Below are 15,990 nucleotides of genomic sequence, written 5' to 3'. Positions count from 1 at the left end.
GTTATAGTTAGTTGTGATAACCGAGCTCTAAACGAGGCCGCAGAATACTGACACCCCTGATCGGAATGAAACATCAGTTGATTAAGAACCGGCTGTTGACGCTTAATAGCATTATTCAATGCTGCTATAGCCAATTCAGCATTTGGGCTTGTTGATAAGGCATACCCTACAACTTCCCTCGTTGATAAGTCTAACACACAGGCCAAGTAGCTCCACCCTTGACGGTTCCTGATATAGGTAATATCACCGACCCAATGCGTGTTATGTGAATCAGGGTTAAACTCTCGTTTTAAGAGGTTCTGTGCGTACTTATGTTCATCACCTGAGTTAGGGTAGTAATGTTTTTTCTTCGGCCTGATGGCTTTTATATTCAACTTTTTCATCAGTGCCGCTGTTTTATATATTCCAATCGTATGATTTAACGCATTCAGTTCAACGTTCACTCTGCGTCTACCATACGTATAACCAGAATCGTCAGCGATAGATTTAATTAACGCCAGCAGTGCCTGCTCTGACTTATTTGGCGCGACGGGCGCATAGTAATAACTACTTGTACTGACTTCTAAAGCACGACACAACTCAGATACCGTATAGCTTGGGGTCGCTTTCTTCAATGCTTTAATTACTTTAAATTTTGATTGTCGCGAATGAAGAAAGCGGTGGCTTTTTTTAATATATCATTATCCCTTAAAGCGCGCTGTAGCTGCTTCTCTAGCAATTGAATACGTTGCTGTTCTGGTGTGAGTGCTTGTACATTTCCCGGGCTCTTACCATCTAGCTCAGATAGATATTGTTGCTTCCAACGTGATACTGCTGACTTTCCTGCGCCAGACATCTCTTCAATTTGCTTATTGGTATAACCTTCTTCTACCATTAATTTGGCATATTCAAGTTTTTGTTGTGCACTGAGTGTTACTTTTGATTTTCTGGTCATAGTGATACCTTTTGGGTTTAGCTCATTTTACGCTATAAACCTGTCCAGTTTCATTAGACCATTACAGTCGTCACAAAGAAGCAACAAAGTTGCTGCTCGAACTTTTAGTATCCACGACGAATAGTAATGCTATTAAAGAATATCAACGAGCTATTTCTTTATACGCTCAGGATTTAGACAGAACTTGGTAAAACGAAACACATTTACTAGTGGCAATTCGAGCAGATTTACAATACGTAGTTATCAGTATTATTAAGTCGGCTTCAATGTCCGCATATGGCACATGTGCGACTGTCAGATTTGATTGAGTCCTGTTAATTGAATCTGACGTATTCAAATATACCCAAAAGAAGATAACTTTAGTGTTGCATTTAAATGAAGTAACCTTGGTGACTTTTACCTTAAGGGTCAAACTCAGTTGTACCTAATCAGGTAAAGGAAATGTAGTGAGCTATTTGAGCCCACTACATTGCTTTTATAAATTTATTGGTTCAAATAGTTTAAAACTACTTCATGGTGATCTTTAGTTTTGAATTTATTGAAGACATGTTCTATGTCACCATTCTCATTTACTAAAAATGAAGTACGAACTACGCCCATATTTTCACGGCCCATGAACTTCTTCAGTTGCCAAACTCCGTAAGCTTCGCAAACTGCATGATCTTCATCGGCAAGCAAAGTGAAATTAAGATCTTGTTTGTTAGTGAAGTTAGTCAGCTTTTTTGGTGTGTCAGGGCTAATTCCTAGAACCACAACATTTAAGTCATTAAGCTCTGGTTTAGAGTCTCTCAATGCACATGCTTGAACTGTGCAGCCAGGAGTCGATGCTCTTGGGTAAAAATACACTAATACCTTTTTGCCCTTAAAAGAGGCAAGTGATACAGATTCATCGTTTTGATCTTGTAACGTAAACTCAGGGGCTTTTTGGCCAACTTCTATCATATTCTTATCCTTCTTTATTTTGCTAAACTTCTTTAGACTTCAATACTATGTAGTATTTAATAGTCGATTTTTGCTAGCAGGAGTATTAATTAGCCCTATGATAACAAGTCACGCATGATATTTAACTGTTTTGTTAGTTCAGTTGTTTTATCACGTTCTTGTTTTAACATCGTTTCATAGTCATTGCGCGCTAATGACATTCGCTCTAAGTTTATTTCTAGCTGCTTAATTTGCTTCTCATTATCAAGGTTTTTATTAAACCAATACACAAGCTCATTTTTTGCATTGTCTAATTTTTCTTCCAAAACTTTTATAGGGTTTTTATTTACAGTAGGATTGGTTTCTGCCTTTTTTTGGTTTTTTCTTTTTTCTTTTATAAGCTTAAGTTTTTGATTTGGCCAGACTCTATTACTTATAGCATTACGGTGAAGGCCTGTTAATCTAGAAAGCTCAGCTATAGTTGCTGGCAGGGAAGGCGTATTATTTATTTTATCTATTGCGGCAACTAGCTTTTCAGTATTTTCATCAAAGTCACGTTGATTTTTGGTGTCAAACGGATTACTCATTGGGCACTCCATGACCAAGTAATGTTAATACGCCTTTAGCCTCATTGATGACTTCTTTGATTTGCTCTCTATTGTCTGCAAAGCTAGGGTTATTAAGGTTAGCTAAATTGGTTGAATAGATCTCTCTCCAGTATGGTGCGTTTGCTTCACTGACTATAGCGTTTGAGCACCTGTTGGGGTTACATCTTAGTGAGCCTATACAGGGGAGACTCTCATTATTACTGTCTGAACCATAACAGTATCCTAACCCTACATTTATTACCCCAAGACCTTGCTCAGCCATAGCTTCAAAAATCTCTTCTTTTGAATATCCGCTCGCCATATAACCTCTAAATGCTATTTTAAGACGCTCTTTATGCTCATCAGCTTTACCCCCAAGGTAATTACCGTCAGGGTCTGCTGTTGCTTTGATTACTTCAATTTCTGATTGTTTTCTGAGCTTTTGCGCCGTTTGACTTTCAACAAGGCTATCAGCAATTCCACCATAGCCCATAGTCACATCACTTGTTGAACCCCTTGATAGAAACTTATCTACAGTATTTACTAAATGTTTAAGCTGGAATGAGATTAGTGGCAAGCCAGCTTCTAACCTATAAAGTTGATATGCAAGTGTGTGACGCATCATGGAATTACTAAAGCCAAGATCATCGTCTGGCGAAACTAGCTTTATGAGTATTTTTATCTGGTGACGGATCATAACTGAGGTTTGGAGTTTCTCTTTCTCGTTGTTTTTCTTTGTGTGGAGAGAGCTAAACATCAAGCTTCTTTGTGTAATTGTGCTTAAAATTTTTATCGCTCTTATCGCATCTTCAATAATAGGGATAACAACCCATTTATCATCAAAAAGGCCTTTAGTAGAAGTATCTTTTCCTTTGAAAACATGAGAGCGAAGAAGCTTTATGCCACTTTCTTCGGTGAGGCAAGAGTGTAATTCTATCACGGCTAATTCTGAAGGTCTCATTCCTGTATATTGACCAATTAGATACTTTGCAGCACTTGATACTAACATTAAATGTTTGTTAACTTTTGATAGTGAGAAATTAAAACCATGACACCTAGCAAGATAGGAGGTCATATCTTTTAAATTATATTTTCCTCTGGAATTACGTAATTCATCTGGGATGCCATACTTTGAATCAATATAGCTATCTTCATAGCCTGCACTCAAAAGGCGGAAAGCCCGATAAAGTTGAAATGTATACTTGGTAATTCCAGCTTTGTTACAGTATTGAGTTTCGGTTTGTGATGCATATCTGCTTACGTAAGAGTCTAATACTTCCTCTTCCATAGTTTGTAAAAAATCGTGTACGATTAAAGATGAAGCTCTGATAAGTTTATCAAAAGTTGCGTTAGGTATCACTTGGTTTGATACTTTCTTCTTATATCTTTTTTTCCAACTGAATTGGTCTGGATCAAAGGCAGGAATATTTTCTCCAAAAATGTGCTCTGAAGTATATGGGTTTAGTAAATAAGAAAAAAACTGTCTCAAGTCATCATTGTAGGTATTGGTATGAACTTGGGCTGTTTCTCTGTAATCGATGGCTTGAACTTGAGTAAGAGAGGAATATATTTTTTCAATATGCTCATTACCAAGTTTAACTTTTAAAACTCTAAAAAGTGTGTCTAACAATCTAAACCCTGATTTAAAGTGCCCTAAGATAGTGTTTGTAGCAAGCTTAGTAATATTAGCCTTTTTGGCTTTTTTACGATTATTAATAAATACTTCAGGTGTTAACTGAACACTAAGTAGCATGCACTTTAGCTCGATTATCACATATGGTGGGATGTTTTTATATTTACTAAAGTTAATTTTTAATTTACTACCTGTGATGTTTGCAGATGCATTAGGGTTTTCTAAGTTAAAATCCCACTCAGTGTCATCGAAGATTGATATACTGGAAACTGGTAGATTTAACAACTTGGTTAGATATAACGTACTTTTATTGTCGGTAACTCTGTCGGGATCAGCACTTAAGAAATCCAGCTTATTTTTTTTGAGCTCAGCAATAGTACTTAGTAAACTGTAATGTTTTGGTAGCCTTTCCATTTCAAACTCCTAAATAAGCTCTGTGGTTGCTATATAAAGAGATACTTTTTCAGCATCATTGAGCTCTTCGGCACTAAATTCGGACAAGTTCGAATCTAGAATCGAATTCAAAAGTGTTAGGTTACTTTTTATAACATGTCCAAATGGAGTATCTAATACTCTACTATTTTGAATTTTAATAAGGTAATCACGTTTCATCGCAAAGAGCTTTGGCAAATCAGTTTTGGTTATGATTACATTAGGGCAACTAAGGCACATGTTGTAAGTACTACAAGGCTTTCCAGGTGTGTAGTTAGATAGACTTTTCACAGACTCAGGTGGGTCAAAAATATTTTTGCACGTCGCTAATGGGGTTGATATGGGTAGCGACTCTTTGTTGCCTACCTTTTTATGAGGTTTACTACTAACTGAAGAGCTAATGTTTCTGTGAAGTTCTATCAATTTATCTTTAATTTTTATTCTCGCGGTCTGCCCAAAATCATGAATATCTAGGTAGCGCATTGTTGTATTGAGATTTTTATGACCCATTAGTAGCTGTACTTCCCTAATTGAAACTCCTTCCCCTATTAGGTCGCTGATAAATGTAGGTCTAAACCTTGTTGTCTCTAAAAGTAACTCGTTACTATTTTGTTTAAAAAGCTCGTGTTCGGCAGAAAAGGTTTTTATAGCCATTGAAAGGTGATACATAACGGGAAGGCATTTGATTAAACCGTTGTATGTTTCAAATAACCATAGTTTACTTTTATGCTCTAAAGGTGCTTTTTCTCTTACTTTTGATGTTAGCAATAAAACATTATTAAATATTTCTTTCACTTGTTCACTTTGGCTAAGGGTTAGCCATTGAAGGTCAGCCTTGAATATATCTAAGTGATATAACTTCTGGCCATCAGAGCGGTTCTTCCAATACCTTAAACAAGGTTTCCCAGTTGCAGGGTGTGAGTCTACTAGGTCGTCAATTTCAAGGTTATAAATTGACTCAACATTCATACCTGTGACTTTTAACAGTTTCAGCAAAAATGGAAGTAAATGTTTCATTGTAACCTTACTTAAAACTCCCCAAGATTCATATACATTTTGATAATACGCACCATTGTCTTTAATGATTTGGTAGAAAGCTCTATAGGCTCGTTTACCTCGAAAACCATAACTATTAGTAACGGGAATACATCCCATTTTATTCTCAAAAATCCAACGAGCATCATCTAGTGTTAAGTTCTCTACACCCTCTAAGAGCATACAGTCATCATCGAGAATAGCTCTACCTCTTCCTGTTTTCTCATAAGGAATAAGGAGTTTTAAAGCTTTGTCGATTCCAACTTCAATAGCCTCATCAATTTTTCTTCTCTCATTCTTACTATATGGTTTGTAGCGTTCGGTTACTCTTGTTTGGTAGCAAAAAGAACTTGGTAAATAAAACCTTTTAAAGTTTGGAACTTTGAGCTCTATAGCTTTATTCAGAACGTTCTTATAGGTACTTTGCAAAACGTTTGCATACCGATTATGTATCTTGTCGAGCAACATGCAGCTTTTCAAATATGCATGAAAATCATCTAATGAAAATTCATTCAGTACTTTAGTCAAATAAATTGGTTGATTACCAAACTTTTCTTTCATAAGTTCAGTAACATGAGAGTGTGTAGCATGAACATCATCTTTATAGGAGCGGCTTACCTTTGTTTTATAAACTGATGCAAATAAATGTGTCAATTGTCGATAAGGTAAGGCTTGGGAGGGCAGCGCTAAATCTTCAATGCAAGTTAAAGGTGTATCAACTAGTGTATCCCATTCACTTAAGCTTGTTTTTCTTTTTGTCATTTCTTGTCCTTAAGTGATATTTTAAGTTGTGTGCTTTTGACAAGCCTTTCCATTCTATCCGCTTTAGTTAATAACTCACCGTCGCTATTAGTTATTGTTTTATATAGTTCTGAAGGTATTTTTGTGTAAACCTCAGTACTACTTAAGAATGCATGGCCAAGTGATTTTTGCACTACAGCAAGCCTGTCCACGTAGGTTTGTCCTATGTCAGGTGATTGAAGTAAATCGTATGCGTAACCATGCCTTAATTTGTGCGGTGACATAGGCTTGGATAGCATACCTTTCTTTAATGCACGCTCTGATAGTCTATCCAATAACTTAGACAGGCATTTGGGGGTAATCGGGCGTCCTTCGGCATTAAAGAATGCAGGGGTTTCTGATAGGGATGAATACTTTCTTGAATGCTTTTTGTATAGGGGGGAGGCATGGTATCTCATTATACGGTTCAAAACAGCTCGACTTACCAAGGTCATTCTTTGCTTAGTATTGTTATGTCTGCCTTTCACACCTTGTATCGAAAGTGGGGCGTAGGGTGATATTACTGGCATGTCCGTATTTTGGTGTATCAACTTTTGACTATTAAACTCTATAGCATCTTCTATATCTTGTTTAGTTATGTTTATTAACTCTGATCTTCTAACCCCAGAATCAAAAATAAATTGAATAATGAGCCTTTCACGCTCTGAGCCACTTTGTATTATTAATTTTGTTAACTCATCTAAAGAGCATGAAATGACAAGCTTTTGCTTTACGGGACCACTTATTAATCCACTTGAATACGGGCTTTTCTCAATATATGCGTTTCGTAGTTCGTGATTTTGATAGAGGAATTTGTGGATGAATGCTTGAAGTGTTGCATCTCTATTTCGTACTGTTGCAGTAGATAAATCATATTTAGTTCTTAATTCCGCTAAATATTCTTCGATAACAAATTTTGATACCGTAAGGAATGCTTCATCAAGGTTGGTTTTTTGAAATTCTTTCCTATTTTTAAGATAAGCCAAAAAATAACTCAGATTCTTAGCGTACGTTTTTGCCGTGTGACGGCTTATTTTGTTGTTTCGGAAGCTATAGGATAGAAATTCAGAAATTAATGGGAGTACTCTCATTTTTTCATCTAATGCAACTACACCACTATGAAGCTTGGTTACAGATAACCAGACTCCTTCATCTTCATTTAATAAAGACTTTGATAGATCAACGGATTCATTAGCGACAATATAAGAACTGAATTGCTCCATAAAAACGTACTTTATCCATTAAGACTGTGCAGTTTTTAATCGTAGTAGTAAAATTGAGTTTTAGAAAGGAGGGATTAACTTTTTAGTATTTAGTGTGCATAATATTAATGGGGGTATAAATGAATGCCGTCGTACTCTTTACCCATAAACTTTTTGTAGCCCCATACGCCGAATGCTTCTGCAATCGCGTGATCTTCGTCTGAAAGTAGGTCAAAGTTTAATTCTTTTTTGGTTTCAAAGTTCTTTAATTTTTTTACCGGATCAGGGCTGATACCAACCACGCGGGTATTTAGCTGTGCTAACACAGCTTTTTCATCACGTAAGTTTTCAGCTTGCACGGTGCAACCAGGTGTAGATGCTTTTGGATAAAAGTACACTAATACTTGCTGCTCTTTTAATAGCTCTGCAAGGACGATTGTTTCATCATCTTGGTTTTGTAAGCTAAAAGCGGGGGCTTTGTCGCCGGCTTGTAATGGATTAATTGTGTTCATGCTTTGCTCCTTAGCGAATGCGTCGAAATATGTAATCTACGTTTAGAGTACGCGACAGATCTTCAAATTGGACTTTAAACGTATCAATGTCAACCTCAACAGGAATGTTAAACTCCAGTTCACAGCGCATTTTTGTATCTTTTTCTTCGTCATAGGTATCTGACTTTAAAGAACAAATACTAATGTGGTTGTCGGCAAAAAAGCGGGTAACTTTACTTAACGTGCCAGGTGTATCGATACCTGTATATTCGAGGGTGTAGCCAGCACAAAATTCACTTTGAGTATGACTGGCTGTCCGCTTCATCATAGTGAGTAAGCCCAGCTCCATGCCTTTGAGGGGCAGGGTGTGTTCAATGCGGCTGATTGCCGACATATCACCTGATAACAGCATAATAAATGTAAATTCATTGCCTAAGATGGCAATGCGACTATCAATAATATTACAGTGACAGTCACTGACTAATTGGGTTAATTCACTGACAATACCAGGGCGATCATCGCCAATGGCAGTTAAAACGATCTGATGATTTGAAAAAGCAGTCATGAATTCAAGTACCTAGGTTATATTATTAATAACAATCAGAGTAAGCTAAGCCGGCAATTACCACCACACGGCGGCGAAGTTTAACACAAAACAATCGCTAAACTACAGGCCGAGATAATTAAGCTGTTATTAAAGCACAGTGTTTCTTGTTTTTAGTGGCATGGGAAAGTACCATAGTTAAAATTTTGCATATTGACAGGCTGACACTTACGTTTAGCCGTACCCCAAAGTAACGGGTTTTGCATAAAAACAAGATACGTAAAGTTAATATTGACTTTACACTGAACCAAATCGGCATAACCCACTCATATATTTGTTAAAACAATTAAGGGTATGCTAAGGAGAATTATCTGTGCAGTATTGGATCCCAAAAGCGCTTGCTGTAAGCGTATTGGTTAGCTTGTCAGGATGTGGTGTGTTCACTGACGAAGCGCATCAAAAACGTAATTACCGTGCCAGTGAGCCGGTACAAGTGCCAGGACAATTGGCTCAGCCAGCTTTAGACCCCATTTATAAAATGGATGTGGCGGAATATGACAATAATCCGGATTCAACAAACTATCGTCCCCCAGCACAAGTATTAACTGTGGCAAAAGGCAGTTGGGTTGAAGAAGGTGATAAACAAGCACGCGTTTATTTTGATAAAAACGATGGTATTGTCGATTTAGATGAGTTTATTTGGGATTCTGTGCACGCTGTGTTAGCGGAACACCAAACAAAGGCAATCAAACAAGATAAGTTATTAGGTTCAATAGAAACTGACTGGTATGCCATAATTAAACCTGAAGAAGGTTGGTTATGGGATAGCGATACTGCGGTATCTGAGCAACGTTTTATTTTTACTATTGAAGAAAAGTCACATCAACGCACAGCTTCATTAAGCGCTAAGTTAGCTGAGTATAAAAGTAAAGATGTGCCATTGACACCAGTTTTACAACAGCAGCTAGAAGTGCGTGCACTGAACCAAGTAGTGGCTGAGTTTGATTATCGCTATCGTCAACTTGAAGTTGAAATACGTAAACAACAAGGCATTATTTCGCTGGAAATGGGTTTTGATAATAAAGGCAATGCGGCACTGGTAACTGAACAGGATTACTTTGTAATATTTGATCGTTTCTCAGGATTTCTTGAGCGCCTATCGTTTACGATAGTTGAAATTGATCAAGAACGTGGTTTGATCACGGCTGATTACAACAAACCTGAATCAAGTGTTTGGGATTCAATTTGGGGTGAAGAACTTGCTGAATTGCCGATTGAAAACGGCCAATATCAAATCTTAGTCAGTCGCACCAAAGAAGGTGGTACTAGCTTAACGTGGATGGACGATGAAGGCACAACGTTAGAGCCTGGTACGATGAATGACTTACAACAAGCGTTAGAAAGTGCTCTGCGCCAACGCGGTATTAAAATTTAATAATAAATAATAATAACACCACAAAAAGAGCTTTTGCTCTTTTTGTGGTTTCTACAGGTTGAAAATAATGTCTAATCTAGCTTCCTCTCACCCGCAGTTTGACTTTAAGGTATGGTTTAATTTTTTAGTTCCTTCATTGATTGGCGTCCTCTTATTCATGACTCCAGTGCCAATGGACGGGGCAATGACTATTCCTATCGCTGTTATGGCAAAAGCGGTGCAAGCACATATTACATCGTATGCCGATACGTTGATCACTCTAATTATTTGTACTACAGGTGTTTTATCATTGATTTTCAAGGCTTTTAAGCCTGCGGTATTAATGAAATCTACTATTTTAAAGCATCTTTTTGATGTGCATTGGCTTTGGCTAGTGATCCGCTTATTTGGTATGGCGTTTATTATCTTAACGGTTTTAAGTATTAATAATCCGGATTTTAAATCGACGTTACCAGAGTTTTTAATTCCACTTTTCGATGGTATTACATCAGGAAATACCGGTGGCTTAGTGCTAAAAGATTTATTGCCGGTGTTATTTTCGGTATTTATTTTAGCGGGTTTATTACTGCCTTTATTGTTGAATTTTGGCTTGCTTGAGTTAGTAGGCACATTATTAACTAGAGTAATGCGCCCGTTATTTGGCGTTCCAGGGCGAAGTGCTGTTGATTGTGCAACCTCGTGGCTAGGTGATGGCAGTGTGGGTATTTTAATGACTGCGCGCCAATATGAAGAAAAGCATTATACTCAGCGTGAAGCGGCGATTATCGGTACTACGTTCTCCGCGGTATCAATTACGTTTTGTTTGGTGGTATTAGGCCAAGTAGGGCTGGAAAAATTATTTGCCCCGTTTTATTTAACCGTTTGTTTAGCTGGGGTTGTTGCTGCGCTGATCGTGCCACGTATACCGCCATTGAGCTTTAAAAAAGATATATATATTGATGGAAGTCAGCCTGATAAGCATAAAGAACGCGTGCCACATGGCAAAAATGTGTTCAAACATGCGCTACATGTAGCGCTGCACAAAGCTAAAAACTCACCGGGCTTTGCTGGTACCATAAAAGAAGGTATTCACAACGCATTAGATATGGTGTTTGCAGTATTACCTGTGGTTATGGCTGTGGGCACGTTCGCATTAGTTATTGCTGAATATACGCCGATATTTGCTTATTTAGGCAAACCGTTCATCCCATTTTTAGAGTTATTACAAATCCCAGAAGCAGAAACTGCTGCGCAAACGATCATGGTTGGCTTTGCGGATATGTTTATCCCGTCAATATTAGCTGCTGGCACGATCGAAAGTGATGTTACTCGTTTTATTATTGCGGCAATGAGTGTAACCCAGTTGATTTACATGTCAGAAGTGGGCGCGCTTTTATTGGGTAGTAAAATCCCAGTCAATATATTTGAATTATTTGTAATATTTATTCTCAGAACCTTGATCACGTTACCTGTTATTGCCCTGATGGCACATTGGTTGGTTGGCTGATCCTGCCAGTTGTTAATTTATAAAAAGCCTTGATTAATCAAGGCTTTTTTTTATGGTTGTTAAAGTGGTTTATCAATCAATAAAATTGCTTGATCGGCGGGCAGGGGTTTAGCTTTTAAGAAGCCTTGGCCAAAATCACATTGAGTTTTTTGTAATATGGCGAGTTGCTCTTGAGTTTCAATTCCTTCGGCTACAACATCTAACTTAAGTGATGATGCCAATGACAAAATGGCGTCAACCAATGGCGTGGCGGTGTCTTTAAGGCGGTCAATAAAGCTCTTATCAATTTTTAGCACATGAATTGGCAGTTGGTGTAAGTAACCCAAAGAAGAGTACCCCGTGCCAAAATCATCTAAACATAACTTTACTTTTAATGGCGCTAACCCTTCAATTATCTTAGTTGCTAATTCTAAGTTTTCGATCAAACCTGATTCGGTGATCTCTAAACATAAGGAGCCTAATGCTAGCTCATATTTATTATAAATAGCATGAATTTGTGAGATAAAGTCTATGCTTGCAAAATGTCGTGAGGAAACATTCACTGTCACACGTAAGAAACGTTTACCTTGTTGTTGCCACGCAGCTATTTGTTTTCCTGCCAGATCTAATAAATGCAGGTCGAGATTAATTATTTGCCCAGTGTGTTCTGCTATTGAAATAAAATCATTAGGTGAGACAAAGCCTTTGCGTGGGTGATGCCAACGCACGAGTGCTTCAAAACCGACCACGTTACATTGTTGTATAGCAAAGATCGGCTGATAATATAACTCAAACTCATTATGCTCAATGCCATGCTGTAAATCATTTTCTATATCAGCGTGGCTTTTGAGCTTTTTACGCATGGTGTTATTAAAAAATCTTACTTGGCCACGGCCTGTTGATTTAGCTTCGTACATTGCAGCATCGGCATGCTGTAATAACTGATAGGCTTTGTCGTTTTCGTTTTCACAAAATGCAACGCCAATACTGGTCGAAGCTTGCAGTAAATGGCCATCAATATTAAGTGGCTCAGCGAGGACTTTTTTAATCCGTTTTAGTGCGTCGTTAACTTGGTTTTTGTGAGTGATATTTTCCATAAAAATAGCAAACTCATCACCACCGAGTCGTGCGAATGTATCGGTATTTCGAATTGTGCCTTTAATTAACTTACAAATGGCGATTAAAAAGTGATCGCCCACTTCATGTCCTAATGAATCATTGATGCTTTTGAAACGGTCGAAATCTAGATACAGCAACGCATGATATCGCCCTTTGGGTGTTCGAGTAAGCCGTAAAATGCCGTGCTTAATGCGGTCAATTAGTAAAGAGCGATTAGCAAGCCCAGTTAATTCATCATGCAAAGCACGATGTTCCAGTGCTTGGCGAGATAGTTGTCTGTCGATGGCCATACTAATTTGGCGGCTGACATACGTCAGTAGGGTGCGGTCATGATCATTATAATGGTGAGTTTTATCGTAACTTTGTACCACGATCACACCGCTTATATGATCGCTTACTTTAAATGGTACACCAAGCCAAGATTCTGACTGGCGACCCACCATTTTAAAGTGGCCATCATTTATATGTTGTTGATATTCTTTTTTATTTAATAGTAATGGCTGTTCGGAATTTAAAAGATAATAGGATGCGGTATGTTTTAGTTGCTCTTTTGATATCTTTTTATGGGCATTTGAACGTACTCCTTCCTCGACAATGTAAACAATATCGAGAATATCGATATTTTTGTTGTATAGCCCTACCAAAAAGTTATCAGCGCGCAGCAAGTTGGTCATAATGCCATGCAATGCTTCTAAAAAAGTATCTAAATCATTGGCTTGATAGGTTAAATTTGCTATTTGTAACAGGGTGCCTTCTAGCTTTTGTGCTGCATTTAATTTGCTTACCGTTTGTTGCAAGTTTTCAACGGTGTTGACCTGATTTATTTTAGCACTGAGCAAATGCGCTACGGTGGTTAAAATTTCAAGATGGGCATCACTAAAATAGTTACGTACCGGATGCTCGCAGTCTATAACTCCTAAAACCTGCTGCTTATAAACTAATGGTACGCATAGTTCAGACATTGCAGGGCGTACATCTGCGATATAACGGCTATCAGTACTGACATCACCAATAATGACTGCGCTTCCTGTTGAAGCAACATAACCAGTAATGCCTTGATTAAATGCGATGGTTTTTCGTTCTATGGCATAGTTACTATTTGTAGGAGACACTCCCATTGATGCGACTTCATGCAAGGTTGTAGCACTTTCATCGGCAATATAAATAACACAATCAACAAAACCTAGCCGTTTAACTACTTCAGTGGTGACATAGTTGAATAGCTCATCGAGTTTATCTAACTGTAATAAGCTTGATGAAAACTGATTAATAATACTCAGTTGCTCGGTTTTAGCATCAAGCGCTGAAGATAACTCTACTTTATTCTGCATATGCCACGCGTGAATATACCGTCTTGTGTCATTAATGAATCTATAGATTAACGGAATGTTAACGTTTAGACAAAGAATAAATAAAATTAGCAAGATATGTACGTAAAGGAAAACGCACGCCAAACTATTGATGATTCAGTGCTTTCATTCTATCCGTTGATAAAAAGCATCAGTAAAAACCGCAATAAAATCTTTACTCAGATAGGGCATATGCATATGATCAACTAAATTCAGCCGAGGAAACAAGTAATGACAAAGCAAGCCTTCGACACTCAGTCAATGTTAACTATCACTCGCCCAGATGATTGGCATGTTCATTTACGTGATGGGGATCAATTAAAAGATACAGTGCGTGATATTAGCCGTTATATGGGACGCGCTATTATTATGCCAAACTTAGTTCCTCCGGCAACCTGTACTGAAACGGCTTTAGCGTATCGCGACCGTATTATGGCGGCTGGACCACAAGGAAATTTTGAGCCTCTGATGGTGCTTTATCTAACTGATAACACGAGCGCGGATGAAATCAAAAAAGCGCATGCCACTGGTAAAATCGTTGCCGGTAAAGTGTATCCAGCAGGTGCGACAACAAATTCTGATTCTGGTGTAACATCAATTAAAAAGATTTACCCAGCATTAAAAGCCATGCAAGAAGTTGGTATGTTATTGCTGATCCATGGTGAAGTGACAGATTCATCGATTGATATATTCGATCGTGAAAAAGTATTTCTAGAGACAATTTTAATTGATGTGGTACAAGACTTCCCAGATTTAAAAATTGTGCTTGAACATATCACCACGAAAGATGCCGTTGATTTTGTAAATAATGCCTCTGATAATGTGGCTGCAACCATTACGGCACATCATTTATTGTATAACCGCAATCATATGCTAGCGGGGGGGATCCGCCCACATTATTACTGTTTACCAATATTAAAACGTAATACACACCAACAAGCACTTATTAGTGCTGCGACCAGTGGCAGTGCTAAGTTCTTTTTAGGTACTGATTCGGCGCCGCATTATAAAGATAAAAAAGAAGCCGCATGTGGGTGTGCCGGAGCATACACCGCTCATGCTGCACTTGAGTTATACGCGGAAGCATTTGAAGAAGCCGGTGCGCTTGATAAGCTAGAAGGCTTTGCAAGTCATTTTGGTCCAGACTTTTATGGTTTAGCACGTAATACAGATACAGTTACACTTCTAAAGCAACCATGGACAGTGCCAGCAAGTTACCCATTAGGAAATGATCACGTAGTGCCAATTAAAGCCGAAAGCACAATTGATTGGCTGATTAAATAACCATAAAGTCAGTAAAGCACAGCTAAGAAAGGTGGGCTTTTTGTATTAAAATTAATCACTTGAACGGTTTTATTGAGTTGATGTTAAAAGCATTAAAATAATTCTCAATTAATAGAGCTAAAACAATTATATTGTGTTAACCTTAACTTGCTTTGAGTTTTTGCGTATTGAATTTTTTGGTTAATGTGCGGCGTGTAAGGTTTCCGGTTAATGGTTATTACTTCTTCCTGTACTTTATCCCAGCGATTTATTGGGCATTCACTCAGGGAGGATATAGCCAATCTGGCTGAATTTTAATTATTGACTTACAGGAAAATTTGGTATGTCAAACACGGTTACTGGTAAAGTTAAGTTCTTCAACGAAGCTAAAGGCTTCGGTTTTATTGAACAAGAAAATGGTCCTGACGTATTCGTACATTTCAGCGCTATTACAGGCTCAGGTTTTCGCACTCTAAGCGAAGGCCAACAAGTGTCTTTCGGCATCAAGCAAGGCCAAAAAGGCCCTGAAGCTGAGAACGTAGAACTAGCATAATTTTTATTATGTGAACCTAGGTTCAACTTGGTGAAACAGGACTCTGTTTCACCATAATTCCTCTCATCAAATTCTTTTTTAAAATAAATCTTCTACCGCTACTTTTTTAAATTCAATAAATATACACTAAATTCTGAATGCTATTTCACTAGACCAAATGCTGCTCAATACAAGCGGTGTACATCTTTGCGTCCCTCTATAAACTTTTTATACCAACTGTATACAGTTAGTCAGCTACTCAACACCA

11 protein-coding genes and 2 pseudogenes are annotated in these 15,990 nt (G+C 37.8%); 4 read left to right on the top strand and 9 right to left on the bottom strand.

All coding sequences use genetic code 11. The features are described from left to right. From H5201_RS20895 to H5201_RS20855, 8 genes and pseudogenes are all read right to left on the bottom strand, one after another. Positions 1 to 934: pseudogene (locus H5201_RS20895) on the bottom strand (IS3 family transposase); the annotation flags it as partial. A gap of 483 nt (positions 935 to 1,417) precedes the next feature. Next, positions 1,418 to 1,876: a thioredoxin-dependent thiol peroxidase gene (bcp, locus tag H5201_RS20885; protein ID WP_182785302.1), complete on the bottom strand. Its 459-nt coding sequence runs from the start codon at positions 1,874 to 1,876 to the stop codon at positions 1,418 to 1,420. Between the two features lie 95 nt (positions 1,877 to 1,971). Further along, positions 1,972 to 2,442 (bottom strand): hypothetical protein, encoded by a 471-nt coding sequence (locus H5201_RS20880; protein WP_064435899.1) that lies wholly within the window; start codon positions 2,440 to 2,442, stop codon positions 1,972 to 1,974. Continuing rightward, positions 2,435 to 4,489 carry a site-specific integrase gene (locus H5201_RS20875; RefSeq protein WP_182785301.1) on the bottom strand — a complete coding sequence of 685 codons (2,055 nt, stop codon included), beginning with the start codon at positions 4,487 to 4,489 and terminating at the stop codon, positions 2,435 to 2,437. The genes H5201_RS20880 and H5201_RS20875 overlap by 8 nt, the downstream gene beginning before the upstream one ends. Positions 4,490 to 4,498: 9 nt before the next feature. Next, on the bottom strand, positions 4,499 to 6,304 hold the full coding sequence (locus tag H5201_RS20870; protein ID WP_182785300.1) for a site-specific integrase: 1,806 nt from the start codon (positions 6,302 to 6,304) through the stop codon (positions 4,499 to 4,501). Next, positions 6,301 to 7,545, bottom strand: coding sequence for a tyrosine-type recombinase/integrase (locus H5201_RS20865; protein ID WP_182785299.1), 1,245 nt, complete (start codon positions 7,543 to 7,545; stop codon positions 6,301 to 6,303). Before H5201_RS20865 ends, H5201_RS20870 begins: the two co-directional genes overlap by 4 nt. A 119-nt stretch (positions 7,546 to 7,664) precedes the next feature. Then, positions 7,665 to 8,036 (bottom strand): annotated as a pseudogene (gene bcp, locus H5201_RS20860) (thioredoxin-dependent thiol peroxidase); the annotation flags it as partial. Positions 8,037 to 8,046: 10 nt separating this feature from the next. Next, positions 8,047 to 8,580, bottom strand: coding sequence for a glycine cleavage system protein R (locus tag H5201_RS20855; RefSeq protein WP_145241549.1), 534 nt, complete (start codon positions 8,578 to 8,580; stop codon positions 8,047 to 8,049). 352 nt (positions 8,581 to 8,932) lie between these two features. Here H5201_RS20855 and bamC point away from each other — a divergent pair, with 352 nt between their 5' ends. Both bamC and H5201_RS20845 read left to right on the top strand, forming a co-directional pair. Next, positions 8,933 to 9,994, top strand: coding sequence for an outer membrane protein assembly factor BamC (gene bamC, locus H5201_RS20850; RefSeq protein ID WP_182717927.1), 1,062 nt, complete (start codon positions 8,933 to 8,935; stop codon positions 9,992 to 9,994). Between the two features lie 67 nt (positions 9,995 to 10,061). Further along, positions 10,062 to 11,480, top strand: coding sequence for a YjiH family protein (locus H5201_RS20845; protein ID WP_149982889.1), 1,419 nt, complete (start codon positions 10,062 to 10,064; stop codon positions 11,478 to 11,480). A gap of 59 nt (positions 11,481 to 11,539) precedes the next feature. Here H5201_RS20845 and H5201_RS20840 read toward each other — a convergent pair whose 3' ends face one another. Continuing rightward, positions 11,540 to 13,909, bottom strand: a complete 2,370-nt coding sequence (locus tag H5201_RS20840; RefSeq protein WP_182785298.1) for an EAL domain-containing protein — start codon at positions 13,907 to 13,909, stop codon at positions 11,540 to 11,542. A gap of 249 nt (positions 13,910 to 14,158) precedes the next feature. Here H5201_RS20840 and pyrC point away from each other — a divergent pair, with 249 nt between their 5' ends. Both pyrC and H5201_RS20830 read left to right on the top strand, forming a co-directional pair. Further along, the gene (gene pyrC, locus H5201_RS20835; RefSeq protein ID WP_182740019.1) at positions 14,159 to 15,211 is read left to right on the top strand and encodes a dihydroorotase; all 1,053 of its coding nucleotides are present in this window, start codon (positions 14,159 to 14,161) and stop codon (positions 15,209 to 15,211) included. Positions 15,212 to 15,533: 322 nt separating this feature from the next. Continuing rightward, positions 15,534 to 15,743 carry a cold-shock protein gene (locus tag H5201_RS20830; protein ID WP_145241558.1) on the top strand — a complete coding sequence of 70 codons (210 nt, stop codon included), beginning with the start codon at positions 15,534 to 15,536 and terminating at the stop codon, positions 15,741 to 15,743. Positions 15,744 to 15,990 lie beyond the last annotated feature (247 nt).

This window comes from Pseudoalteromonas sp. SG43-6 (assembly GCF_014164365.1).
GTDB classification, from domain to species: domain Bacteria; phylum Pseudomonadota; class Gammaproteobacteria; order Enterobacterales; family Alteromonadaceae; genus Pseudoalteromonas; species Pseudoalteromonas rhizosphaerae.
The sequence above is the reverse complement of the archived record's forward strand: the minus strand, read 5'-3'. Positions and strand labels throughout refer to the sequence as shown.

Coding starts and splice junctions, on each gene's coding strand:
- bcp (WP_182785302.1), bottom strand. CDS start 1,876: ATGATAGAAGTTGGCCAAAAAGCCCCTGAGTTTACGTTACAAGATCAA.
- H5201_RS20880 (WP_064435899.1), bottom strand. CDS start 2,442: ATGAGTAATCCGTTTGACACCAAAAATCAACGTGACTTTGATGAAAAT.
- H5201_RS20875 (WP_182785301.1), bottom strand. CDS start 4,489: ATGGAAAGGCTACCAAAACATTACAGTTTACTAAGTACTATTGCTGAG.
- H5201_RS20870 (WP_182785300.1), bottom strand. CDS start 6,304: ATGACAAAAAGAAAAACAAGCTTAAGTGAATGGGATACACTAGTTGAT.
- H5201_RS20865 (WP_182785299.1), bottom strand. CDS start 7,545: ATGGAGCAATTCAGTTCTTATATTGTCGCTAATGAATCCGTTGATCTA.
- H5201_RS20855 (WP_145241549.1), bottom strand. CDS start 8,580: ATGACTGCTTTTTCAAATCATCAGATCGTTTTAACTGCCATTGGCGAT.
- H5201_RS20845 (WP_149982889.1), top strand. CDS start 10,062: ATGTCTAATCTAGCTTCCTCTCACCCGCAGTTTGACTTTAAGGTATGG.
- H5201_RS20840 (WP_182785298.1), bottom strand. CDS start 13,909: ATGCAGAATAAAGTAGAGTTATCTTCAGCGCTTGATGCTAAAACCGAG.
- pyrC (WP_182740019.1), top strand. CDS start 14,159: ATGACAAAGCAAGCCTTCGACACTCAGTCAATGTTAACTATCACTCGC.
- H5201_RS20830 (WP_145241558.1), top strand. CDS start 15,534: ATGTCAAACACGGTTACTGGTAAAGTTAAGTTCTTCAACGAAGCTAAA.